This is a genomic window from Streptomyces endocoffeicus (assembly GCF_016741935.1).
Lineage (GTDB): Bacteria > Actinomycetota > Actinomycetes > Streptomycetales > Streptomycetaceae > Streptomyces > Streptomyces endocoffeicus.
The window spans coordinates 326,437-349,067 of record NZ_JAERRG010000006.1; the positions used below are offsets into that span (position 1 = coordinate 326,437).

General features: G+C 72.8%; 21 protein-coding genes and 1 riboswitch. Of the genes, 8 read left to right on the plus strand and 13 right to left on the minus strand.

Features of this window, described 5'->3' with window-relative positions:
* Positions 1–44: 44 nt before the first annotated feature.
* From JK364_RS18075 to JK364_RS18095, 5 genes are read right to left on the minus strand one after another with little or no spacing between them, the layout of a single operon-like run.
* A complete protein-coding gene (locus JK364_RS18075; protein WP_201852125.1) occupies positions 45–1,052 on the minus strand; it encodes a lysylphosphatidylglycerol synthase transmembrane domain-containing protein in 1,008 nt (335 codons plus the stop codon).
* A 21-nt stretch (positions 1,053–1,073) separates the two neighbouring features.
* On the minus strand, positions 1,074–2,291 hold the full coding sequence (locus JK364_RS18080; protein WP_201852126.1) for a glycosyltransferase 87 family protein: 1,218 nt from the start codon (positions 2,289–2,291) through the stop codon (positions 1,074–1,076).
* The gene (gene mptB, locus JK364_RS18085; RefSeq protein ID WP_230992147.1) at positions 2,288–3,751 is read right to left on the minus strand and encodes a polyprenol phosphomannose-dependent alpha 1,6 mannosyltransferase MptB; all 1,464 of its coding nucleotides are present in this window, start codon (positions 3,749–3,751) and stop codon (positions 2,288–2,290) included. The genes JK364_RS18080 and mptB overlap by 4 nt, the downstream gene beginning before the upstream one ends.
* Positions 3,752–3,799: 48 nt before the next feature.
* The gene (locus JK364_RS18090; protein WP_201852128.1) at positions 3,800–5,041 is read right to left on the minus strand and encodes an NAD(P)/FAD-dependent oxidoreductase; all 1,242 of its coding nucleotides are present in this window, start codon (positions 5,039–5,041) and stop codon (positions 3,800–3,802) included.
* A complete protein-coding gene (locus tag JK364_RS18095) occupies positions 5,038–5,235 on the minus strand; it encodes a ferredoxin (protein ID WP_201852129.1) in 198 nt (65 codons plus the stop codon). Before JK364_RS18095 ends, JK364_RS18090 begins: the two co-directional genes overlap by 4 nt.
* Before the next feature lie 349 nt (positions 5,236–5,584).
* Between JK364_RS18095 and JK364_RS18100 the strand changes: the two genes are divergently transcribed.
* Complete coding sequence (locus JK364_RS18100) at positions 5,585–7,513, plus strand: FUSC family protein (protein ID WP_201852130.1); 1,929 nt, start codon at positions 5,585–5,587, stop codon at positions 7,511–7,513.
* 174 nt (positions 7,514–7,687) lie between these two features.
* Here JK364_RS18100 and JK364_RS18105 read toward each other — a convergent pair whose 3' ends face one another.
* Both JK364_RS18105 and JK364_RS18110 read right to left on the minus strand, forming a co-directional pair.
* On the minus strand, positions 7,688–9,193 hold the full coding sequence (locus JK364_RS18105; RefSeq protein WP_201852131.1) for a DNA-3-methyladenine glycosylase 2 family protein: 1,506 nt from the start codon (positions 9,191–9,193) through the stop codon (positions 7,688–7,690).
* Positions 9,194–9,346: 153 nt separating this feature from the next.
* On the minus strand, positions 9,347–10,342 hold the full coding sequence (locus JK364_RS18110) for an ADP-ribosylation family protein (RefSeq protein WP_201852132.1): 996 nt from the start codon (positions 10,340–10,342) through the stop codon (positions 9,347–9,349).
* A gap of 321 nt (positions 10,343–10,663) precedes the next feature.
* Here JK364_RS18110 and JK364_RS18115 point away from each other — a divergent pair, with 321 nt between their 5' ends.
* Positions 10,664–11,092 carry a VOC family protein gene (locus JK364_RS18115; protein ID WP_201852133.1) on the plus strand — a complete coding sequence of 143 codons (429 nt, stop codon included), beginning with the start codon at positions 10,664–10,666 and terminating at the stop codon, positions 11,090–11,092.
* A gap of 259 nt (positions 11,093–11,351) precedes the next feature.
* Here JK364_RS18115 and JK364_RS18120 read toward each other — a convergent pair whose 3' ends face one another.
* Positions 11,352–12,230, minus strand: coding sequence for a bifunctional 5,10-methylenetetrahydrofolate dehydrogenase/5,10-methenyltetrahydrofolate cyclohydrolase (locus tag JK364_RS18120; RefSeq protein WP_307841316.1), 879 nt, complete (start codon positions 12,228–12,230; stop codon positions 11,352–11,354).
* A gap of 22 nt (positions 12,231–12,252) precedes the next feature.
* A riboswitch (ZMP/ZTP riboswitch) is annotated at positions 12,253–12,339 on the minus strand.
* A gap of 166 nt (positions 12,340–12,505) precedes the next feature.
* Here JK364_RS18120 and JK364_RS18125 point away from each other — a divergent pair.
* Positions 12,506–12,742 carry a hypothetical protein gene (locus tag JK364_RS18125; protein WP_086885525.1) on the plus strand — a complete coding sequence of 79 codons (237 nt, stop codon included), beginning with the start codon at positions 12,506–12,508 and terminating at the stop codon, positions 12,740–12,742.
* Between the two features lie 70 nt (positions 12,743–12,812).
* Here the strand turns inward: JK364_RS18125 and JK364_RS18130 are convergent, their stop codons facing one another.
* Entirely contained in the window at positions 12,813–13,757 is a 945-nt protein-coding gene (locus tag JK364_RS18130) for a LysR substrate-binding domain-containing protein (RefSeq protein WP_201852134.1), read from the minus strand.
* A gap of 141 nt (positions 13,758–13,898) precedes the next feature.
* Between JK364_RS18130 and JK364_RS18135 the strand changes: the two genes are divergently transcribed.
* The gene (locus tag JK364_RS18135) at positions 13,899–15,020 is read left to right on the plus strand and encodes a diaminopropionate ammonia-lyase (protein ID WP_307841317.1); all 1,122 of its coding nucleotides are present in this window, start codon (positions 13,899–13,901) and stop codon (positions 15,018–15,020) included.
* Between the two features lie 39 nt (positions 15,021–15,059).
* A complete protein-coding gene (locus tag JK364_RS18140) occupies positions 15,060–16,340 on the plus strand; it encodes a M20 family metallo-hydrolase (RefSeq protein WP_201852136.1) in 1,281 nt (426 codons plus the stop codon).
* Positions 16,341–16,352: 12 nt separating this feature from the next.
* Here JK364_RS18140 and JK364_RS18145 read toward each other — a convergent pair whose 3' ends face one another.
* Positions 16,353–17,093 (minus strand): type 1 glutamine amidotransferase domain-containing protein, encoded by a 741-nt coding sequence (locus JK364_RS18145; protein WP_201852137.1) that lies wholly within the window; start codon positions 17,091–17,093, stop codon positions 16,353–16,355.
* Between the two features lie 80 nt (positions 17,094–17,173).
* Positions 17,174–18,001, minus strand: coding sequence for an endonuclease I family protein (locus JK364_RS18150; protein WP_201852138.1), 828 nt, complete (start codon positions 17,999–18,001; stop codon positions 17,174–17,176).
* A gap of 226 nt (positions 18,002–18,227) precedes the next feature.
* On the opposite strand from JK364_RS18150, the gene JK364_RS18155 reads away from it, so the two are divergent.
* Positions 18,228–18,959, plus strand: a complete 732-nt coding sequence (locus tag JK364_RS18155; RefSeq protein WP_201852139.1) for a ribonuclease H family protein — start codon at positions 18,228–18,230, stop codon at positions 18,957–18,959.
* 13 nt (positions 18,960–18,972) lie between these two features.
* Here JK364_RS18155 and JK364_RS18160 read toward each other — a convergent pair whose 3' ends face one another.
* Together JK364_RS18160 and JK364_RS18165 are read right to left on the minus strand one after the other, a co-directional pair.
* Positions 18,973–19,803 carry a maleylpyruvate isomerase family mycothiol-dependent enzyme gene (locus JK364_RS18160; RefSeq protein WP_201852140.1) on the minus strand — a complete coding sequence of 277 codons (831 nt, stop codon included), beginning with the start codon at positions 19,801–19,803 and terminating at the stop codon, positions 18,973–18,975.
* 86 nt (positions 19,804–19,889) lie between these two features.
* Positions 19,890–20,852, minus strand: a complete 963-nt coding sequence (locus JK364_RS18165) for a zinc-dependent alcohol dehydrogenase family protein (protein WP_201852141.1) — start codon at positions 20,850–20,852, stop codon at positions 19,890–19,892.
* A 129-nt stretch (positions 20,853–20,981) separates the two neighbouring features.
* On the opposite strand from JK364_RS18165, the gene JK364_RS18170 reads away from it, so the two are divergent.
* Together JK364_RS18170 and JK364_RS18175 are read left to right on the plus strand one after the other, a co-directional pair.
* Positions 20,982–21,617 (plus strand): TetR/AcrR family transcriptional regulator, encoded by a 636-nt coding sequence (locus JK364_RS18170; RefSeq protein ID WP_201852142.1) that lies wholly within the window; start codon positions 20,982–20,984, stop codon positions 21,615–21,617.
* Between the two features lie 81 nt (positions 21,618–21,698).
* Positions 21,699–22,607: a phytoene/squalene synthase family protein gene (locus tag JK364_RS18175; RefSeq protein ID WP_201852143.1), complete on the plus strand. Its 909-nt coding sequence runs from the start codon at positions 21,699–21,701 to the stop codon at positions 22,605–22,607.
* Positions 22,608–22,631: the final 24 nt, after the last annotated feature.

Below are 22,631 nucleotides of genomic sequence, written 5' to 3' on the forward strand. Positions count from 1 at the left end.
CCGCCGCCGGTCCCGACTCCGCCGCCGGTCCTGACTCCGCCGGGTCAGACGATCTTCCAGCGCACCAGCCCGCCCAGCACCAGCGCCCCGGGGACCAGCGGCAGCCACACGGTGATGAAGCGGTACGCCAGCACCGTGGACGTGGCCGACTCGACCGGCGCCCCCGCCGCCACCAGCGCGATGACCAGCGCCGCGTCGACGGAGCCGATACCACCGGGCGCGGGGACGACGGCGGCCACCGCCGTGGCGGCCAGATAGGCGAGCATCACATGCGCCGGCCGCACCTCGAGCTCCAGCGCCAGCGCGACCGCCACCAGCCCCGTCGCCTGGAGCAGGGGAAACGCCAGCGAACCGCCCCACAGCGCCAGCGCCCTGGACGGCCGCATGTGCAGCGAACGGGCGTCGGCCAGCGCGGTGCGCAGGAACGTCACCACGAGCCGGCGCACCGGACGGATCAGCGCCACCCCGGCCACCAGCACCCCGGCCGCGGCCACCACCCCGGTCACCACCGTCCCGCTCACCGAGTCCGGGAGCAGCGGGCCCAGCCGCAGCGCCTCGGGAAACGCCACCAGCAGCACCAGCAGCAACCCCACCCGGGCGGTGGCCTCCGCCAGGAAGTACAGGGCCAGCGCCGCCGAGGAGCGGGCGGGCGGCAGCCCGCAGCCCGTCATGAACCGGATGTTGACCGCACTGGCGCCGATCCCCGACGGCAGCAGATGGTTGGCCGCCCCCGCGGCGAACTGGGTGGCGAACAGCCGCCTGGCCGGCAGCCGCTCCAGCACCGTGCCCTGCCGGGCGAACGACACCGCCACCCAGCCGAGCCCGGTCGTCGCCACCGCCGTCAGCAGCCAGTACGGATTGGCGGTGAACATCTGACGGGCGCCGGAGCCGATCAGCGACCGGTGCTGGACCACCCAGACGGCCACGACGAGCAGCGGCAGCAGACACAGGATCTGGCGCAGCGGCAGCCGCCGGTACAGCGGCCGGCGCTCCGTCCGCTCCGCGGGCCGGTCCAGGGGCTGCTCCGCGGGGCGCGGCATCGCTTCAGGCATCGGTCCGGACACTCCTGTCGGTCATGGGATACGTGCCGGATACGGCTCTTGGCTCAGCATCTCCGCGGAACGCGCACCGCGCAGCGGGAGCGCGATCAGCAGGCCGAGGCAGATCCACACATAGGTGTTGCTGCCGAGGAAGCCGTCGACCCCGGTGGAGTCGAACCGCCACAGCCACACCACGCTGCTGCACAGCAGCACGTACACCACCGCACCGACCTGGAGCAGCAGCCTGCGCCGGGCCGGTGGCGCGTCCGGCCGCAGCGCGCTGTCGACCAGCACCGCCAGGGCCGGAATCAGCCACACCAGATGGTGCACCCAGGTGATGGGGCTGATCAGACAGGCGGTCACCCCGGTCAGCGCGAACCCGGCCCGCTCGTCCCCGACGGCCACCGCGGAGCGCACCCGGTGCGCCCAGACGGCCAGCACGGCGAGCACCCCGAGCGCCCACACCACCCCGCTCGGCGGCACCGGATCGACCAGCCGGGCCAGCACCCCTTCCCACGACTGGTTGGAGACGTAGGAGAGCACCCCGATCCGGTCGGTGTCCCACAGCGCCTCGGTCCAGTAGACCCGCGAGGCCCCCGGCGCCACCGCCAGGGCCAGCAGGGTGGCGGCCGCGGCGGTGGCCGTGGCGGTCGCGGCGGCGCGCCACCGCCGGGTGATCAGCAGATAGCCGATGAAGATCGCCGGGGTGAGCTTGATGGCGGCGGCGAGCCCGATTCCGCAGCCGGCGAACCGGCCGCGCCCCGTGGACAGCAGCCGGGCGTCGAAGAACACCAGCACCAGCAGCAGCAGATTGACCTGCCCGAAGCTGAAGGTGTCCCGCACGGGCTCCAGGAGGACGAACAGACAGGTCGCCACCACGAAGGCGAACCACTTGTTCCAGCCGTGCCGCTGGACGATCGGCCCGATCAGCCAGGTGAGCAGGGTGGCCGAGGCGGCCACGTTGAGCACCATGCTCAGGGTGATCGCGGCCGGCCAGGTGAACAGGGCCATCGGCAGCATGCACAGCGCGGCGAAGGGCGGATAGGTGAAGCCGTAGTCCGCCCCGTCCGCGCCGGGGATGGTGAAGTCGTAGATACGGCCGTCCCGCGTCCAGTGGCCCACGGCGTCGTAGTAGACGTTGAGGTCGAACCAGTGCCGGTGCAGCGGGACGAAGGCCAGGAACAGCGCCACCGCCACCGTGAGGGCGAGCGCCAGCACCAGCCGGCCGCGTGAGGTGGTGGGCCCCGTCATACCGAACGCTCCGATCCGTGGCCGCCGGAGACGGCGGGCAGCGCGTTGCCGGTGGCGAACCCCGGCGCGTGCCGTACGAGCCACAGCGCGCACACCGCCAGCGCGCCCCCGCACACGGCGTACGTCAGCTGCCGCGAATCCGGCGCGAACCCACTGGGCAGCACGGCCAGCGCGAGCACCCCGCTCCCGGCCACCACCGCCTTGCGCACCGTTCCGCCGGGACCGGCCGCCGCGATCACGAACAGCCCCCACAGCACGTACCAGGGCCGGATCGCCGGGCCCAGCACGGCCACCGCGATCAGGCTCAGCCCCAGGGCGTACACCGGCCGGGGGCGGGGCGGGCGCAGCCAGGCGGCCCCGATGGCCACGGCGGTGGCCAGCAGCCCCAGACCGTGCCACGCGGGCGCGGCCAGCGGCGCCAGACCGCTGCCGACGGCCTCCAGCAGGGCGCCGGTGGCGCGGCCGAGCGTGCTGGTCAGCGCCCAGTTGTCCGGTGAGGCCGGGGTGGTGAGCGCGGAGATCCAGCCGTAGCCGGTGCCGGTCACGGCCGTCGCCACTCCCGTGGTGGCCAGGGACAGCGCGGCGGTGGCCGCCACGGCGCCGACGCGGCGCCTGCGGCCCTCCACCCGGCGGGCCCACAGCGTGGCGACCGCCAGCAGCCCCAGCGCCGCCGGGGCCTTGACCAGGGCGGCGAGCGTGACCAGCACCGCGCCACAGGCCGGCCATCGGCCCGTCGCGGCCACCAGTCCGGCCCCGAGCAGCCCGAGCATCACGGCATCATTGTGCGCCCCGCCCACCAGATGCAGCAGCAGGAGCGGGTTGAGGCCGCCCAGCCACAGGGCGGCGCTCGGGTCGGTGCCGCAGCGGCGGGCCAGAACGGGCAGCGCGAGCACCATCAGCGCCACTCCGAGCAGCGCGATCAGCCGCAGCCCGATCACCCCGAGCGACGGCTCGGCGCGCGAGGCGTGGGCGACGGCCGATTCGAAGGCCAGCGAGACCGGGCCGTACGGCGTCGGGGTGTGCTGCCACACCGGCGCCACCTGTTCCGCCAGCGGCCCGCCGAGGCGGATGGGACCGTGGGTGTAGACGTCGATGCGGGCGTGCACCATGGCGCCCTGGGCGAGATAGCTGTACACATCCCGGCTGAACAGCGGCGGCCCGGGCAGCAGGGGAGCCGCCCAGGTCGCGAGCGTGATCAGCAGGGAGCGGGGGCCGGGCGGTTTCGGCCCGCGCACCTCGCGCCCCAGCAGCCACCACGCCGCGATCAGCAGCACCAGCCCGAAATAGGTGCTGATCAGCCCGAGCGCCTCTCTTCCGGAGTCAGGGGTGAGGGCATCCCCCACTGGCAACGCTCCGGCTGTCGCTCCGCCCGCTGCCAGGGCCACCGACCCGGCGAGCCCGAGGAGCCGGCAGTGACCAGGAGCGACGGCGACACGTTGAAGGAGAAGGCGACGGACCAGCACCTACCCAGCCTCGCGAGAGCGCATGGCCGGAAATTGACGTCGCGGTCACCGGAGACTGGCCGAGAGGTGTCGGCCGGGCCACACCACCTGGGGAGCGGGCAGGATCGATGCCCACGGTGCCCGGTCGACCACGAGTTGACGCAGTTTGCGCAGCTCGCACGGGCTGTTCCAGCCGAGTACCCCGACCACCCGGCCCCGGTGTCCATAGGCGACGACGAAGTGGCCGCCCTCGAGCTCGCCGTGGAGCACGGCGAGTTCGGCGTCGGCGGGAAAGATGCCGTACGCCTGGATATGGGCGTCGTACTGATCGGTCCAGAAGTACGGTACGGGGGCGAATGGCTCGTTCTCGCCGAGCACATTGTGGGCGACGGCCCGCGCCTGTTCCGTGGCGTTCAGCCGGTGCTCCAGCCGCATCCGGCAGCCGAAGTGGTTGTTGTGCCACGAGGCGACATCACCGGCCGCGTAGACGCCGGGCGCCGCGCGGCAGGTGGGATCGCATTCGACGCCGTTGCGCAGCTCGAGGCCGGATCCGGCCAGCCAGCCGATCGCCGGGGCGGCACCGATGGCGACCACCACGACATCGGCGTCCAGCAGTGTGCCGTCGGTGAGTTCGAGACCGGTCACCCGGCCGCCGGACTCGAAGAACCGCCGCACCCCGGTGCCACAGCGCATGGACACCCCGTTCTTCTTGTGCAACTGCCCGACCAGGGCGGCTATCCGGTCGCCGAACTGCCGCCGCATCGGCATCGGCCGGGGGTCGATCATGGTGACGTCCAGCCGCATCCTGCGGGCCGCCGCCGCGGCCTCCGAGCCGAGGAAGCCCGCGCCGACCACCGCCACCCGCACACCGGGCTTGCGGCGCAGATCGGCGCGCAGGGCGAGGGCGTCGTCGAGGGTGCGCAGCAGATGCACCCCGGCCAGATGGTGGGCGCCGGGCAGGCTGTTGGGGGTGACACCGGTGGCGATGACCAGGGCGTCGTAGGAGACGCTGGCGCCGCCGTCCAGCACCACCCGGCGGGCGGCGGTGTCCAGACCGGTGGCGGATCTGCCGAACAGCAGCCGTGCGTCGAGGGCGGACAGCTCCTCGTCGGTGCGCAGCTTGATCCGGTCCGGTTCCCAGGTGCCCGCCAGGATCTGCTTGGACAACGGCGGCCGGTTGTAGGGCGTGTGGGGCTCGTCGCCGATGAGGGTGAGCCTTCCGTCGTACCCCTCGGTGCGCAGTGTGACGGCCGCGGTGAGCCCCGCGACCGAGGCACCCACGATCACGACGTTCCGCGGTGCGCTCACGAGTCGGCCAGGGCGATCGCCAGGGCGGGGCAGACGGCGGCCGCGTATCGGACGTCGTCGTGCAGCTCCGCCGACGGGCGGTCGTCGAGGAGTACGGCGACACCGTCCTCGTCCCGCTGGTCGAACACGTCCTGGGCGGCGAGGACGCACTGCCCCGAGGCGACGCATTTGTCCTGATGCAAGGTCACCTGCATGGCGTTCTCCGGCACTGGGGATCAACGGAAGGCGGTTACCAGACGAATGTTCGGTAACGGGCGAAAGGGAGGCTAGTTCTCCCGCGTACCCAGCACAACACGCTCCGCAAGAAGCTGGCCACGCAGCGAGACATATGAGCCTGGCATGTGCGCCCCGAACGGGCCGACCGGGCGACTCGGGAGGACTGTGTAAAACGCCAGGTCACACCCGGTTCCGCGGGCCGAGGACCGCTTGTTCGCGGGGTGGGGCATCAGTGGCTCACATGGCGGAAATACGCAGGTTACGAAAGTTCCGCATTGCTCACGTACGGTTCGAAGAGCCCCACGATTTCCACCTCACGGAGGATCCTTGCGCGCGCTCCGCACACCGCCCGACTGGCTGACGCACCCCCTGCGCGGGGTGCGGGCGCTGCGGGGTCCCGTGCCCTGGGCGGCGGTGGTCCGCGGAGCCCTCGGCGTGGGACCGGTGGTGGCCGTCGGCGTGGCGTCGGGACACACCCCGTTCGGGATGCTCGCCGGGCTGGGGGCGATGTTCGCCCACATCAACGACCGCCCCGCGACCCGCGCCACCCGCGTCGTGCGCATCGGCCTGCCCGCCCTCGCCGGGGCCCTCGGGCTGCTGACCGGGGCCTGGCTGGGCACGCTCGGCCTCGGGATCTGGATCGCGTTCGCCCTCGCCGCCGTCGGACTGCTCTCCGGCGCGATCAGCGCCATCGGCCCGGTCTGCTCCTCCGCCGGGGTACAGCTGATGGTGCTCGCCGTGGTCGGCGCGGGCATGCCCCTCCCGGTGGCCCCGCCGGCCAGGGCCGGCCTGCTGCTCATCGGCGCCGCATGGGTGATCGCCATGGCCGCGCTGCTGCCCCGCGTCATCCCCGCACGCCAGGCCGCGCCCTCCGGCGAACGGGAGGCGGTGGCCGCCGTGTACGACGCCCTGGCCGACCTGATGACGGCGGTCGGCACCGACGACGGCCAGGCCGCCCGGCGCAAGCTGGCCGCCGCCTACGACGCGGCGTACGAAGCCCTCTACGCCCATCGGCTCCCCCTGCACCGGGTCGACGAGGAGGAGCGGCGGTCGCGCGACCGGCTGGCGGTGGCCGGGGCGCTCAGCGAGGCCATCCTGACCCTCCTGTGGGAGGACGAACCCGTACCCGAGCGCATCGCGCGCACCCCCGCCCAACTGGCCCGCTCGGTACGGACCGGACTGCCACCGGGCCGGCTGCCCGCCCCGGTGCCCGACACCGCGGGCAATGTGGCCATGCACCGCGCCGTGCTGCTCGCCGCCCGGGTCTTCGACGGCGAACCGGCGCCGCCCGTCGGCGCGGTGGTCCCCGGCCACCGGCAGCGGCTGCGCCGCGCGCTCGGCCCGGCGGGCCGGGAGTACGCCGCCCGGGTGGCCCTGTGCGTGGGCGTCAGCACCGCCCTCGCCCAGCAACTGCCCGGCGCGCACTGGTACTGGCTCCCCGCCACGGCCGCCTTCCTGGTCAAGCCCGACATGGGCCCGCTGGTCTCGCGGGCCCTCTCCCGCGCCCTCGGCACCGCCGTGGGCGTGGCCGTCTTCGGCGCCCTCGCCACGCTGCTCGCCCCCGGCGCGGGCGACCCCGGCAGCTGGCCGGTGGCCGTCGCGGCGGTCTGCTCCGCGCTGATCCCCGTCTCCGTGCGCCACTTCGCCCTGCAGACCGCCGTGCTCACCCCGCTGCTGCTCTCCCTGGTCTACCTCGGCGGCGACACCGACCCCGGGTTCACCCGGCTCACCGACACACTCCTGGCCTGTGGTGTGGTGCTGGCCGCCGGGGCGCTGCCCGGACTCGGCGGCCCGCGCGCCCAGGTGTCGGTGCGGCTGTCGCTCGCGGTCCGCGCCACCCGCGACCACCTCGACCGGGTGCTGACCGCCGAGGCGCCGTACGCCACCCGGCTGCGGCTGCGCCGCGAGGCCTACCGCGCGCTCGCCGACGCCCGCCGCGCGGTGGAGGTGGCCAGTGCCGAACACCCGCCGTTCGGCCGGGACCTGGCGGCCTGGGCGCCGGTGGTGCTGGCCCTGGAGAAGATCGTGGACGCGGTCACGGCCTGCGGCGTACGGCTCGACCAGGGCGCCCCACAGCCCGATCCCGCCCTCGCGGCCCGGCTGCGGGCCGCGCTGTCCGACCTGGCCGACGCCGTCGCCACCCGCCGCCCCCCGACGGACCTCGTCCTGCCCGCGGGGGCGGCGGTGGGCGACTGCGCGACCATCGCCGATGTCACCGCCGGGCTGCGCACGGTGCGCGACCTGGCGGCCCGTTGACCCCGCTCGCCTCGCCGGTGGCCGTCGGCTGACCCCGTTCATCTCCCCGGCGGCCGTCGGCTGACCCCGCTCGCCTCCCCGGCGGCGGATTCGCGGATCCCCGTCGGGCCGGGCGGCGCCTCTGGGCGGGTGTCTCTCGGTGGTTGTCTGCCCGGCGGGTGTCTCCCGGCGGGATCACGCGGGCCGGGGCCGCGGGGCGTTCCAGAGGTGGTGCATGGCGTACGAGCGCCAGGGCCGCCAGCCCTCGGAGTCCTCCAGATGGGCCCCGGCGCCGCGGGCCCCGGCCCGTACGGCGACATCCGACTCCAGCAGCACATCGGGGTCGCTCAGCGCCCGCATCCGGATGTAACCGGACGTCCAGGGGCCGATGCCGCGCAGCCCCAGCAGCTCCTTCTCGGTCCGGTCGCGGTCGGCGCCCGCGTCCAGTCGCACGGTGCCGTCCGCGAGCGCGGCGGCGAGCGTACGCAGCGTGGCGCGCCGGCTCTCCGGCATGCCGAGCTCGGAAAGCGGCGCCCCGGCCAGGTCCTCCGCGCGCGGGAAGAGATGGGTCAGCCCGCCGTCCGGCCGCTCCAGGGGCTTGCCGTACGCGGCGATCAGCCCATCGCCCAGCACCCGCCCGGCGGCCACCGAGACCTGCTGGCCGAGCACGGCGCGCAGGGCGAGCTCATGCGGGTCGGCGCTGCCCGGCGAACGCAGCCCCGGCCGCGCGGCCACCAGGGGTGCCAGCGCGGCATCGGCGCCGAGGCGCTCGGCGACCGCGTACGGATCGGCGTCCAGGTCGAACAGGCGCCGGATCCGCTGGATGGCGGTGGTCAGATCGCGCAGCTCGGTCAGGCGCAGCCGGCACTCGAGCCAGCCGTCGCCGGGCCGTTCGTCGACCTCGACGATGGCGCAGGCGTGCGGCAGCCGCAGGGTGCGGCGGTAGGTCCGGGCGCCCGGCATGCCCACCATCTCCTCCAGGCCGGTGAGGGCGCGCCGGGCGAGATAGTCGAAGACCCGCGTGGTGTCGTACGGACCGCGGTAGGCGAGCCGCAGCGGCACCCCGGCCGTTCCGCCGTTCGTACCGCCGTTGGTCCCCAGCACCCCGCCGGGCGCCCCCGCGGGCCCGGACAGGGAGGACTTCTCCGGCCGGGCGGCGCGCAGTTCGGTGGGGGTGGCGGCGTAGATCTCGCGCAGCGTGTCATTGAACTGCCGGACGCTGGAGAACCCGGCCGCGAACGCGATCTCCGAGGCCCGCAGCGCGGTGGTCTGCAGCAGGATCCGCGCGGTGTGGGCGCGTTGGGCGCGGGCGAGCGCCACCGGCCCGGCGCCGAGCTCGGCGGTCAGCTGCCGCTGCACCTGCCGGGCGCTGTACCCGAGCCGCGAGGCGAGCCCGGACACCCCCTCCCGGTCCACCACCCCGTCCCCGATCATCCGCATGGCGCGGCCGACGGCGTCCGCCCGCGCGTTCCAGTCGGCGGAGCCGGGTGCGGCGTCCGGCCGGCAGCGGCGGCAGGCCCGGAACCCCGCGCCCTGCGCGGCGGCCGAGGTCGGGAAGAACCGGACGTTCTTGCGCCGGGGCGTGGTGGCGGGGCAGCTCGGCCGACAGTAGATCCCGGTCGTGGCGACACCGAAGAAGAACTCGCCGTCGAACCGTGCGTCGCGGCTGCACACCGCCTCGTATCTGCTGTCGTCGCTCATCACACCTCCACTGTGCGCCCTGGGAGGGGAGGCGCGCTGGCGGAAAACGGACATGGCGCTCGGGGCGGCGCGGTGGCGCGCCGACCGGGGCCGGCCCGGGGCCGGGCCGGGGCAACCGTGCAGCTGTGGGGGAGGGGCGGGCGCGGTCCGGTGCTAGCGGGAGCCGAGGACGGTGACGTTGGGCAGGTCGCGGTGGTCGTGGTGGGCCTGGGCGATCCCCGCGAGGGAGGACCGGCCCAGCGCCTGGTAGGCGCCGACCAGCAGCTCATTCGCCAGCGCCTCCCTGACGGGGTCACCGGCCGACGCCCAGTGGAGATCGCGGCCCAGCGCCAGCGCCTCGGCCGGGTCGCCGTGTGCGAGGCGCCGCCGGGCGTCCGCCACGAGCCTGGTCGAACCCGCGGGGTCGTCGAGCAAGGGGTACCGGGCCTGGGCGAACCGGAAGCCACCGGGCGCGCGGTGCACGGGCCGCTCCGGCGCCGTCTCGCCGGTCACGAGCGCACCGGCACCGTCCAGCGTGGCGACCCGCGCGGGGTCGGCCGACCCGGCCGCGCTGTCGTACGCGCGCACATAACCGGCGCCGGTCTCGTCGCGGTCGCCCGTCTCCAGGCCGGTCAGGGCCTCGCGCAGCAGTTCCAGCCCGTGACGCCGAGCGGCCAGGTGGTCCGCGTCCCCGTCGTCGTCGGCGAGGTCGCGCCAGTGGCGCTCGATCAGCACGCGTATCGCTTCCAGCGGCGTGTGCGCGCTGGTGTCGATGTCGCCGCCGTCGTGGGTGGAGTAGGAGGCGACCCCGGCACAGGCCGATCCGTCGTCGGACCACAACCCGTAGTGCAGCCCGTCCGACCCGCCGTGCAGAAAGGTCAGGAACTCGGGCGGATCGCGGTAGTAGCGTCCGTGCGCCCGCGCGTCGATCCCCGGCCGGGCGGACAGTCCGGGGTCGTCGAACAGATCGGAGATACCGGCCGGAGCCACGTCCATGTCCGTGAGCGCCCGCCGCTCGGCCGCCCCGAGCCCCTGGAGGAAGACATGGAACCGGCAGAAGGAGTCCGGCAGTTGGAGCCCCCACTCACGCCGGACGCGGGCCTCCACCGCCGCCCACCGCTCTCCGCCCTGCCGCCGCCGCTCGTCGCCCATGCGCCATTCCTCGCTCATCCCCGGCACCCCCGTGGTCCACGGACCCGAGACCGGAGGCTAGCGGACACGATCGGGCGGACGTGGCCGGGGTCGGCTCCAGCGCACTCGACGACAGCGCACGGAGCCGGACCGTCGATGGCGCACGGAGCCGGACCGCCAATGGTAAGTTCGGCAATGTGACTGCCGGGTCGGCCATGGGCCACGCACGAGTGAGGCGCCCGGCCTCGGCGTGAGCCCGAGGCGGGCCAGGGGCCCGCCATTTCCTCCGTGTCCTTCCTCCCGGCGCCCGTATGTGGCGCCTGTTCCAGCGGATTCCACGATGCGGAGACACCACCACAGATGCCACACCACGCCCGGCCCCAGCACGACTCCGAGCCCCCGGCCACCGCCGTCCAGCTGAATCACACCGCCGTCTACGCCCATGACCGGCGGCTGTCCGCCGAGTTCATCGCCGCGATTCTGGGGGTGGAGGTCGGAGCGCCGTTCGGACCGTTTCTGCCCGTCGATCTCGGCAACGGCGTGACGCTCGACTACTACGAGAAGCGCGACGAGCCCATACAGCCACAGCACTACGCGTTCCTCGTGCCCGATGAGCAGTTCGACGCGATGATCGCCCGTCTGGAAGCGGTCGGCGTCACCTACTACGCCGACCCCAGCCACACCGACCCCGGCCGGATCAACCGTCTCTTCGGCGGCCGTGGCGCGTACTTCGACGATCCCGGCGGCCACAACATGGAGATCATCACCCGGCCCTACATCCGCCCCTAGCGACGGGTGGCTACGGGGCCCTGGCCTTGAAGGGCACCAGCCACAGGGGGCGTCCGAAAGGGCGCCCCCGCCGGGCTGTACACCCGCGCGGCGCCTGAGCCACCATGTGCTGGGGGATGCGTAAGGGGGGCGCATGATGCCCAGGACAACGTCGTCCTCAACATGGACATGCACGGCCCCGGCGACACACGGTTGCCCGCCTTCACCGAGGAGGTGCCGCGCCGGGCACTGACAAGAGCCCGGCGCGGCGGCTGACCGCTCAGCGATCCGCCCGTACGCCGGTCAGACCCGTCTGCCGCCGGGCGGCGTCCACGGTCTGTGCCAGCAGGACGGCGATGGTCATGGGCCCCACCCCGCCCGGCACCGGGGTGATCAGCCGGGCGCGTTCACTCGCGGAGTCGAAGTCGACGTCGCCGATATTGCCGGGGTTGTATCCGGCATCGATCACCACGGCGCCCGGCTTGATGTCCTGGCCACGGATGAGCCGGGGCCGGCCCACCGCCGCCACGACGACATCCGCTTCCCGGAGCACCGCGCCCAGGTCGGCGGTCCTGGAGTGGCAATACGTCACCGTCGCGTCCCGGGCCAGCAGGAGCATTCCCACGGGCTTGCCCAGGATCGGGCTACGGCCCACCACCACGGCACGCCGCCCCGCGAGCTCGACGCGGTACTCGTCCAGGAGACGCATGATCCCTCCTGGAGTGCACGACGCGAACCCCGGCAACCCGAAGCTCATCGCCCCGAAGGAGCTCATGGTGACGCCGTCGACATCCTTCTCGGGAGCGATGGCCTCGAACGCCGCCCGCTCGTCGATATGAGCCCCGACGGGATGCTGCAGCAGGATGCCGTGCACTTCGGGGTCCTGGGACAGCGAGCCGAGGGTGTCGACCAGCTCAGAGGTGGTCGTGGCGGCCGGCAAGGCGACGAACCGTGACGCGATCCCCGCCTTGGCGCAGCGGGCGCGCTTCATACGGACATACGTGGCCGAGGCCGGATCCTCGCCCACCAGCACCGTTGCCAGACAGGGGGTGATTCCCGTACGTCGAGCGATCTCCGAAGCGTGGCCCGCCGCTTCCGCCACGATGCGCCGGGCAGGACCGGCGCCATCCATGAGCTGGGCCGTCTGTGTCGAGGACAAGGTCGCCTCCCAGGCGTTACCGACTACTCGCCCAGGCGCACGGCATCGACCCGATCGTCAGGCCGCTCCCCGGTGGTGCTCCACCTCAGCGCCAGTCACGGCCCGGACACCACTGTAGGGCACCCCGGACGGCCTTTGCCGGGCGTTTTTCTCCCTCGTTCCCAGCGCCATCCACCAGGCGTTTCCCCGCGTATGAGCGAATGCCACCCCTGGCCGGGCCATGATCCGAAGCCCCCTAGACTGTCCCGCAATCCTCACGTTGATCGGAGCACGACATGCGTCGCCTTGCCCTCGCCCTCCTGGCATGTTCAGCCCTCACACTCGCCGGGTGCGCGCAGGACTTTGACCGGGGCCCTGATGGGACAGTCACCGACAAGGTCAAGGACGGGAAGAAGTTCTACCTGGTCGTCGATCCGGCCAAGGGCGGCGAGGAGAAGAAGTTCCGGGTCAGCAAGTACGACTACCACGACTGCAACCGTGGCTCGAAGTACCCCAAGTGCGTTGACGACTAAGGGTAATTGAGCCTGAGGGTACTCATCGTCGGCCCCGACCGTCCGCGGTCGGGGCCGACGATGCTTCGTTTCATCCCTCGGCCGAGGTGGCCAGGTCCGCGGCCGCCTGCCGCAGTGCGTGGCGGCAGGCCGTGATCGCCGGGTGCCGGCTGCGGCCCCGGCGTACCGCGGTGAAGACACGGCGGGTGCGTTGGCCACGGGGGAGCTGTCGCAGCGCGACGGTCGGGGGTGCTCCGTTCCATACGAGGCCGGGGAGCAGGGCAGCGGCGTGGCCCCGCTCGACGAGGCGGAGATGGATCAGGAGGTCCGTGGTCTCGAACCGCACATCGGGCTCGAAACCGGCGTTCCGGCACAGGGTCATGGCCCAGTGGCGGGCGGCCGTGTCCTCGGGCTCCATGGCCCAGGGATGGCCGGCGAGCGAGCGCAACGCCGCCGTGGGGCCGCCCCTGGGATCGGCCCCGGCGTCGCTCCGCTCACCGGCCGGTGCGGGCAGTGCGAGGTGGAGGGGGTCATCGAGCAGATCCTCCTGCTCCAGACCGGGCGGCCGGGGGTTGGGGTTGCCCGGGTACTCCTCGGCGACGGCCAGGTCGAAATCGCGCGCTTGAAGCGCGGGGATCGCCGTTTCCGGTGGCATCTGTGTGACGTGCACCCGAAGGCCGGGATGGCGGTCGCGCAGCAGGCTCAGCATGCCGGGCACCAGGGCGAGAGTGGCCGTCTGGAACGAGGCGACGCGCAGGGTGCCGGTCAGATCGGTCAGGGAGGTGGCGATGTCCGCCTCGGCGTGCTCCAGGCGCTCCAGCACCGCCTCGGTATGGGCGACGAGGATCTCCGCCTGCTCGGTGAGCCGCACCCGCCGGCCCACCGGCTCCAGCAGCCGGACACCGACCTCCGCCTCCAGCTGGGACAGCTGCTGGGAGACGGACGAGGGGCTGTAGGAGAGCGCGGCGGCGACGGCCGCGAGGGTGCCGCGGTGCTTGAGTTCGCGCAGCAGACGCAGTCGGTGCAGGTCGAACACGGGGTGCCGCTCCTCTTCCCTTGCTGCGGATCGTCGGCCGGGCATCCTTGCGAAGGACCCACGATTCGTCGGTATCGCCGATGAATATAGATGGGAAACATTCGCTGGACCGACGAGAGGTGCGGGCCGCACGCTGGCTACGTGCCCGCATACGTTTCCTCCACCGCCCAGCCGCCGTGGTTCGCCCGCCCCGCCGCCCGGGCCTGGACCTGTCCGCCCGCCCCCACCGGGGTACGGGACTTCCACGCCGCACTGCCCGGCTACGCCCCCACCCCGCTCACCGAACTGCCCCCAGTGGCTGCCGAGTTGGGGGTCGGGCGGGTCTTCGTCAAGGACGAGTCATGCCGTCTGGGCCTGCCCGCTTTCAAGGCCCTGGGCGCGTCCTGGGCCGTGCACCGCGCCCTCGCCGCACGGGCCGCGCGCGGCGATGCCACCGCGCCCGTCACCCTGGTGAGCGCCACCGACGGCAACCATGGCCGCGCCGTGGCCCGGACGGCGCGTCTGCTCGGCCACCGCGCCCGGATCTTCGTGCCGCGAGGTGTCCATCCGGAGGCCGTGGCGGCCATCGCCGCCGAGGGGGCGGAGGTCTCCCAGGTCACGGGCGCGTACGACGAGGCCGTGCGCCGGGCGGCCGAGGCGGCCGCCGCACCGGGCGCGCTCCTGGTCCAGGACACCGCCTGGCCCGGCTATGAACGGATACCGGGCTGGATCGTCGAGGGCTACTCCACCCTCTGTGCCGAAGTCGACGAGCAACTGGCGGCCGCCGGAGCGGGGACGCCCGGCCTCATCGTCATCCCGGTGGGCGTCGGTTCGCTGGCCCATGCCGTCGTCACCCACTACCGCAGCCGCCCGGCCGGGCCGCCCACGTCGCTGCTGTCGGTGGAACCCATGGCCGCCCCCTGCGTCATCGAGAGCCTCACGCGTGGCGAACCGGTCAGCGTCACCACCGGCGAGACCATCATGGCCGGACTGAACTGCGGCACCCCTTCCAGCATCGCCTGGCCCCGGCTGCGCGACGGTCTCGACGCGGCCATCGCCATCCCTGACACCGCGAGCGCCCGCGCGGTCGGCGACCTCGCCCGGCTCGGCATCTCCAACGGCCCCTGCGGCGCCGCCTCGCTGGCCGGACTGCGCGCCGCGCTCACCGGCGACGGCGCCGACGAGCGCCGCGCCGCGCTGGGCCTCGGCCCCGCCTCCACCGTCGTGCTGCTGAGCACGGAAGGCAGCGCGGCCAACCCCGCCGCCACCACCGCGGACAGCTGAAAAACCCCTCCGCGTCCGACCACCCGTGGGAGAACGAACATGACCGGCCCCGCCCCCGACACGATCACCGTCAACGGCCACCGGCTGTGGCAGTCGCTGATGGACCTCGCCGAGATCGGCGCGTACGACGACGAGCGCACCGGTCTGCGCGGGGTGAACCGGCTGGCCCTCACCGACGCCGACGCCGCCGGGCGGCGCCAGGTCATCGCGTGGCTGGAGCAGGCCGGGCTGACCGTCCGGATCGACCGGATGGGCAACATCTACGGCCGCCGCGAAGGCACCGACCCCACGGCGGCCCCCGTACTGACCGGGTCGCACATCGACAGCGTGGCCACCGCCGGCGCCTTCGACGGCTGTCTCGGTGTCCTGGGCGGCATCGAAGTCGTGCGGACCCTCGACGAGCGGGGCATCAGCACCCGCCGCCCCATCGAGATCGGTGTCTTCACGGAGGAAGAAGGTGTCCGCTTCGGCACCGACATGCTCGGCAGCGCGGTCGCCGCCGGGCGCCTCTCCCTGGAGTACGCCCACGCCCTGACCGATCGCGACGGCCGTACCCTCGGTGGCGAGCTGAGCCGCACCGGCTTCCACGGCCCCGCCGATGTGCGTCTCGACCCGCCGTACGCCTGCGTCGAGTGCCACATCGAACAGGGCCCCGTGCTCGCCGAGAACGATGTCCAGGTCGGTGTCGTCACCGGCGTTCAGGGCATCTCCTGGCAGGAGATCACCATCCACGGCCGCGCCGCCCACGCCGGTACCACCCCGACCCATCTGCGCGCCGACGCCGGCCTCGCCGCCGCCCGGATCGGTGTCCATCTGCGGTCCATGGTCGACTCCGGCGGCTACGGCGAGTTGCGCGCCACCGTCGGCCACCTGGCCGTCCATCCGGACCTGACCAATATCGTCCCGGCCCGTGCCGAGTTCACCGTCGATCTGCGCAACCCCGACGATGCCCGGATGGCCCGCGCCGAGGAGGACCTCGCGGCCTTCCTGCGCACCCTGGAGGACGGTACGCCGGGGCTCACCCTCACCACCCGGCGCATGGCCAGGACCGCGTACGTGCCCTTCGACGAGCGCGTCCAGAAGGTCATCGCGCGGGCCGCCGACGACCACGGCCTGGAACACATCTCCCTGCTCTCCGGCGCCGGACACGACGCCCAGGAGATCGCCGCGCTCTGCCCCACGGCGATGGTCTTCGTGCGTGGTGAGTACGACGGCATCAGCCACAACCCCCGCGAGTACTCCACCCCCGAAGCGTGCACCCACGGTGTCGACGTCCTCGCGACCACGCTCCTCCGGCTGGCCGCGCAAGACCCGTCCTGACGGGCGCGCCGGTCAGGTCAGCATCGCGGCGAAGCGCCGTGCGAAGAGATAGGCGTCGCCGGGCCAGCGGGCGGAGAGGTAGTTGCCGTCCTGGACGACGAACGCGGGGGTGTCGTCGGTGGCCGTGCCACGGCGCCGCAGCTCGATGGGCCCGCGTTCGAACTGGGCGGGGTCGTCCAGGGCGGCGACGACCTCGTCCTCGACGTAGGCCGGGTAGGTGCGGTAGTAGCGGCCGCGTCGCCAGGCCGTGAGGTAGTACGCGGTCCGCTCCATGTAGCCGGGCAGACAGGTGGTGCGCCGGTCGGCGAGGACACCGCGGCCGGTGGCCGGGTCGCGGGTGCGGGCCAGGGCGAGGACGCCGTGGCATATGGCGCCCACCGGGCGGTCCAGCCGCCAGAACTCCGTGATCTTCTCACGCAGGAGGCCGGAGCCGAGGTACTGGCGCATCCCGGGCGCGTGGCCGCCGGGCAGGATCAGCCCGTCGTACGCCTCGGGCCGGAGGTCCGCCCACGCCACGGGGTGGCGGAAGGCGGTCTCGCCGGTCAGCTGCTCGTAGAACTCCTTGGGCTCGCGCTCCGCGCCGAGTTGCCCGAAGAGCACTCCGGTGAGCAGCAGCGGATCGGCGGCGGGTGGACCGTCGCCGTGTTCGGTGGCGAACACCACCTCGTGGCCGAGGTCGGTCAGCAGCTTCCAGGGCACGGCCACCTCGGTGACGTCGAAGTCCCGGTCGGGCAGGGGGAGGAGGATACGCACGAGGACTGCCTACCACAGGACCGGCGCCCCTGCCCGGCGCGACGTCGTACCGGGGCAGGGGGCCAGGGTCGGCAGCTGGATTACTTCCAGATGGAGTCGACCCACTCCGGGTGGTCGATGAACGGGTTCCGGTTGTGCTGGAAGCTGTCGAAGATGACCTCGTTGCGGTTCTTCTCGAAGTCGTCGGGCGGGTCCTCGGCGCTCCACTCCTTCAGTACGGAGAGACGGCCGATGTTGGGCGCGGAGCCGTTGTCGACCTTGTCGTTGGGCTCGAGGTCGGGGAAGCCGTCGTCTCCGTCGTAGCGGACGGCCATGTAGAGGATCATCCGGGCGACATCGCCCTTGACCTGGTCACGCGGTTCGAAGGAGTCGTCGTCGGTGCGGTTGCCCGGGGCGTCGGGCACCTCCTCGCCGCCGTTGTCGAAGTCCTTGCTGCCGCGGGTGCTGTTCACCGTCACATTGGCCGGGCGCAGATGGTGCAGATCGGTGCCGGGCCCGGTGGCCGTGCCGAAGTCGCCGTGCGACTTCGCCCAGACGTGCTCACGGTTCCAGTCGTCGGGGTCGCCACCGTTTTCGTCCTTGGCCTGGGAGCGGCCGGAGTAGAGGAGGATGACGTTCGACGGGTTGTCCGGGTCCTCGTCCGTGGACTTCAGCGCGTCCCACACCTCGTCGTAGGACAGCTTGGTCTGCTCGCTGATGATCGTGTGCAGCGCCGCCTTCAGCTCCGGGCCGCTCTTGCCCGTCGCGTCCTGGTAGTAGTCGTCGGGCGCCTGCACGGCCGTGGGCCGGGTGGTGTCCGCGGTGGCCGGTGTGTTGGCGACGGCGACCGAAGGGGCGGCCACACCGGCCACGGCCACGACGGCCAGCAGAGGAAGGCGCCGTGACCGGCGCGCGCGATGAGTGGACATGATGTGGGGGGTGTCCTCTCCGAGACGAGTACCCGGGCTGCCAACTGGCGCCGCGAGTACGGACGTTCAAGGCACAAGCTCTCGGAGACTCGCATGTGTGACGCCCGAACGCGTGTACGCGATGTGCCCGTTCCGCGTGAATCCGGTGAACGCCCTGGGGCCGCGGAGAGCGCCGACCGACGGGTCTGCCGTCGGGCCGGATCGGCGGAGCTGGCAGTATCGGCGTATGGCTGAACAGATCATCGCCGCGTGTGACGGGGCATCGAAGGGAAACCCCGGGCCCGCGGCCTGGGCATGGGTCATCGCGGACACCGACGGTGAGGTGGAGCGCTGGGAGGCCGGGCCGCTGGGCACCGCGACCAACAACGTCGCCGAGCTGACCGCGTTGCGAGAGCTGCTGGAGTCCACGGACGCGGGCGTGCCGCTGGAGGTGCGCATGGACTCCCAGTACGCGATGAAGGCGGTCACCACATGGCTGCCCGGGTGGCGGAGGAAGGGGTGGAAGACCGCCTCGGGGTCGCCGGTGGCCAACCGCGAGCTCGTGGTGCGCATCGACGAGCTGCTGGACGGCCGGACGGTGGAGTTCGTCTACGTTCCGGCGCACCAGGTCGACGGCGACCCGTTCAACGCGGCCGCCGACCGGGCGGCCAGCCACACGGCCCGTACCCAGCAGCCCGCCGGCACCTCGCTCGGCTCCGCCCTGCCACCGCCCGAGGCCCAGACGGGGACGCGCTCGGCCGGTCGTGGTGGCACGGCGCGCCCGCGCACGGCGGCGGCACAGGGGCAGGGGAGGGTCACCGGCGCAAAGAAGGCCACCGGCTCAAAGGGGAGCACCGGCTCAAAGGGGTCGATCAAGGCGAAGTTCCCCGGCCGGTGCCGCTGCGGTACGCCCTACGCCAAGGGCGAGAGCATCAGCAAGAACCCCGACGGCTGGGGCCATCCGTCCTGCGCCACCTGAGCCACGGGGCGGATCAGGGCGGGGAGAAGAGCGTGGGGAAGCGAGGTGCGAGCCAGGGCTTGCGCCCCCAGGTGAGGACGCGGCCCCTGGCGACGGCGCTCCACGGTCCGAGGCGGCCCAGCGCCATGAGGAGGAAGGCCACGGGCTCGGTGAGGATGGTGCAGTCCGGGCGGCTCGGCGGGCGCGGTGTGACGGTCACCGCGCCGTCGGTGAAGGTGGCGCCGAAGCAGGCGCCACCCCTCAGGTGGATGGCGTAGCGGGCGGTGAGCCCGGCGGCGGCGCTGGTGTCGAGCACCCGTGGCATGGCCGTGGTGAGGAAGGGCAGGGTCAGCTCGACCCGGGCCCGGTCGAGCATATGCGGGCTGCCCAGCGCACGGGCGAGGTCATAGCCGTGGCCGAGCATATGGGTCAGCAGATACGACCCCAGTACCTCGAGGCTCATCGGGCCCATCGGCGTGACCAGTTCGCCGTGTGACGCGTGTGACGCGGGCCGGGCCGCCGACCGGAGGAAGGCGTCGGCCTGCTCCACGATCATGGCGGCCAGCGGCTCGGCCCGGCGCTCGGCGAACGCGGCGAGCGCGCGCTGGTTCGCCTCCGCCAGCCCCTGCGGTGTGCCGTCCCCGTAGCCGCGTTCCTTCCCGTCCGCGAGGTGTGCCATCAGCTCATTGGCCTGCGCCAGATGCGCCGCCGCCTCCCCGACCGTCCACCGCGACCCGGGCACCGGGGCCCCGGTGTCGGACGCGCCGCGCAGCGTGGTGGCGATGTCGGCCGCGGTGGCGCGTATCGCCTCGTCCAGCCCCGTGGGCCACGTGCCGCCGCCGCCCTGCCCGTTCACCGATTCCACGCGTCCTCCCTACACCTGGCCGGGAAGCTCCCCCCAGGGTAGGTACGGTGCCATGTGTCCCACGGTCGCCGGTATCGCATCGTGGGTCACGGTGTCAGCACGATCCTGCCGAACACCTCGCCGGTGTCCATCTTCCGGTGCGCCAGTACGGCTTGCTCCAACGGCAGCAGCTCGTGCACCACCGTGTGCAGTTCGCCACGGCTCGCGGCGTCGAACTGCTCGGTCCGCACGGCACGTCGATCGGACTCGGCCACGGTGTCCGAGCTGAAGGTGGCGAACGACATCGACTTCCGGAACGCCGCCATCATCGTCATGCCGAAGTCCGCCGGTGGCATACCTCCGACCGCGCCGACGGCCACCATGCGACCGTTCGGGTTGAGCTTGGCGAAGAAGGACGGCATGTCCGCACCGGCGATGATGTCGATGATGACGTCGTAGCCGGAGGGAGCGTCGTCGCCTCCCTCGCCGGAGCGGTCCAGCACATGGGTGGCGCCCAGCTTGCGCAGCCGATCGCCACGTTCGGCCGACGACGTGGTGACCGCCACCGTCCCGGCACCGCCACGCGCCGCGAGCTGGACCGTCATGATTCCGAGGCTGCCGGCCGCGCCACGCACCAGCACCGACTCGCCGGGAGCGAAGTGGGCATGGGACAGGCCGAAGTGGGCCACGATTCCGGAGTTCCCCAGCGTCACCGCGTCGACGGCGGAGAGACCCGCGGGGAGGGGGCGGATCTCCTCGACCGGGGCGATGGCCTGCTCGGCATAGCCGCCGCCCACGCCGGTGAACGCCCACACGCGCTGACCGACCCATGATGTGTCGACGCCGTCGCCGACCGCGGTCACGGTGCCCGCCACCTCACTGCCCGGGATATGGCCTTCCTGAAAGCCGTAGGTGGCGAGAGTGCCGCGCCGGATCACGGCGTCGGAGCCGCCGACACCGATCGCCTCACTGGCGATCAGCACCTGTCCGGCGGCGGGAGCCGGGACGGGGAGGTCGATCAGTGCGAGACCTTCGGGAGGTCCGAACGCCTGGATCGCGACTGCCTTCAAGGTCGTCTCCTTGCTCTGGGATGGATGGGGCGGCGGGATGGGTGAGGTCGGTGAGATCGACGGGATCGATCGGAACCGGCCTGAGGGACGCTAACGGACGCCCCCGTCCACTTCGCTAAAGTGAGAGCGGTGACCGACCCTTTGCCTCACCCCCTGCGCTCCGACGCCTCGGACAACCGGGAGCGCATCCTCGATGCGGCCCGCGCGCTCTTCGCCACCGAAGGACTGAAGGTGCCGATGCGGGAGATCGCCCGGCACGCCGGGGTCGGCCCCGCCACGCTGTACCGCCATTTCCCGACCAAGCAGATGCTGGCCACCGAGGCCTTCACGGACGAGATGCGCGCATGCCGCGCCATCGTCGACGAGGGGCAAGCCGAGCCGGATCCGTGGCGCGGCTTCTGCCTTGTGATCGAGAGGACCTGTGAGCTGCACGCCCGCAGCCGGGGCTTCACCGAAGCCTTCATGTCGACCTTTCCCGATGCGATCGACTTCGTCGCGGAGCGCGAATACGCGCTGAGGTCGATGGCCGAACTCGCCCACCGCGCCAAGGACGCCGGCCATCTGCGTCCCGACTTCGTCCTGGACGACCTGGTCATGATGATCATGGCGCACAGGGGCATCCACACCACATCGAAGGGCGCCCGGATCGCGGCTTCCCGGCGCTTCGCCGCGCTCGTGATCCAGGCGTTCCAAGCCTCGCCGCAGCACTCACCGCTGCCGCCGGTGGCACGCTTGGCACCCGCGGCACCAAGCAAGATCACGTAAAGACATGACTCAGGGCCGACCGGCCCGCGCAGTGTCCCGGCGGTCGACCGCCGGAATACCGAACAAACTGGAGGGTCGGGCATGGGCCGGTGGGACAGGGCGCTGGATGCCGCGGGGATCAGCGATCCCCAACTGCGCGAGGACTACACGCGGCAGCGGAAACTCGTCGCGGGCTACCGGCGCAGCTCCTACCTCGCCGTGCGCCTGCTGCTGCCTCCGCCATTGCTGCCGCATGTGATCGCGGCGACCGCCTTCATGCACCGCACCGACACCCTCCTCGACAGCGGCCCCGTCGCGGAGCGCGCCGGGGCCTGCGCGGAGTGGGTGAAGGAGGTACGTGACGGCCTGGCCGGTGGCGAAAGCGACCATGCCGCCGTACGGCCGCTGCTGCACACCGTCTCGGCGCACCCCGGACTGCGCGGCCGCGTCGAGGACTTCCTCGACGCGGCCGCCATGGAGCTGGAGTTCACCGGATTCGCCACCGAAGCGGACTACCAGCGCTACGTCGACGCATATGCGCTCCCGGCGTTCATGCTGATCGCGGGCCTGTTCGCCGGGGAGGACCCCGCGACGGACTACCGCGAGGCGTGCCGTATGTACATCGACGGCAGCCAGCGCCTCGACTTCGTCAACGACCTGGCCGAAGACCTCGCCGACGGGCGCCTGAATCTGGTGCGGGAGACGCTCGACACTCACAGTGTCACCCGCGCCGACCTGGAGAACGCCCGGGACACCCCCGGGATCCAGAGCCTTCTGGCGCACCTGCTCGGCGAGGCCCGCGAGTGCCTGTCCACCAGCCGAGGCCTGGTCGGCCTCGCACCGCCCGAGGGCCGCCCGCTGTTCCGCGCCATGATCGAGATCGAGCTGCTCACGACCACGGCAGCCGCCACCAAGGGCCCCGGCCTCCTCCGCGCCCCCGCCCGTCCGCCCCTACCGGCCACCGCGCGGGTGCTGCTCCGGGAGCGACGCGGCGCCCGTCACCTGCGTTGAACACCGCCCCTCGTCATCCGCGGC

Bases quoted from the DNA above. Each gene is read 5' to 3' on its own strand.
- JK364_RS18080 (WP_201852126.1), bottom strand. From the start codon at position 2,291: ATGACGGGGCCCACCACCTCACGCGGCCGGCTGGTGCTGGCGCTCGCC.
- JK364_RS18095 (WP_201852129.1), bottom strand. From the start codon at position 5,235: ATGCAGGTGACCTTGCATCAGGACAAATGCGTCGCCTCGGGGCAGTGC.
- JK364_RS18115 (WP_201852133.1), top strand. From the start codon at position 10,664: ATGCCACACCACGCCCGGCCCCAGCACGACTCCGAGCCCCCGGCCACC.
- JK364_RS18105 (WP_201852131.1), bottom strand. From the start codon at position 9,193: ATGAGCGACGACAGCAGATACGAGGCGGTGTGCAGCCGCGACGCACGG.
- JK364_RS18110 (WP_201852132.1), bottom strand. From the start codon at position 10,342: ATGAGCGAGGAATGGCGCATGGGCGACGAGCGGCGGCGGCAGGGCGGA.
- JK364_RS18175 (WP_201852143.1), top strand. From the start codon at position 21,699: ATGGGCCGGTGGGACAGGGCGCTGGATGCCGCGGGGATCAGCGATCCC.
- JK364_RS18155 (WP_201852139.1), top strand. From the start codon at position 18,228: ATGGCTGAACAGATCATCGCCGCGTGTGACGGGGCATCGAAGGGAAAC.
- JK364_RS18140 (WP_201852136.1), top strand. From the start codon at position 15,060: ATGACCGGCCCCGCCCCCGACACGATCACCGTCAACGGCCACCGGCTG.
- JK364_RS18125 (WP_086885525.1), top strand. From the start codon at position 12,506: ATGCGTCGCCTTGCCCTCGCCCTCCTGGCATGTTCAGCCCTCACACTC.
- JK364_RS18150 (WP_201852138.1), bottom strand. From the start codon at position 18,001: ATGTCCACTCATCGCGCGCGCCGGTCACGGCGCCTTCCTCTGCTGGCC.
- JK364_RS18075 (WP_201852125.1), bottom strand. From the start codon at position 1,052: ATGCCTGAAGCGATGCCGCGCCCCGCGGAGCAGCCCCTGGACCGGCCC.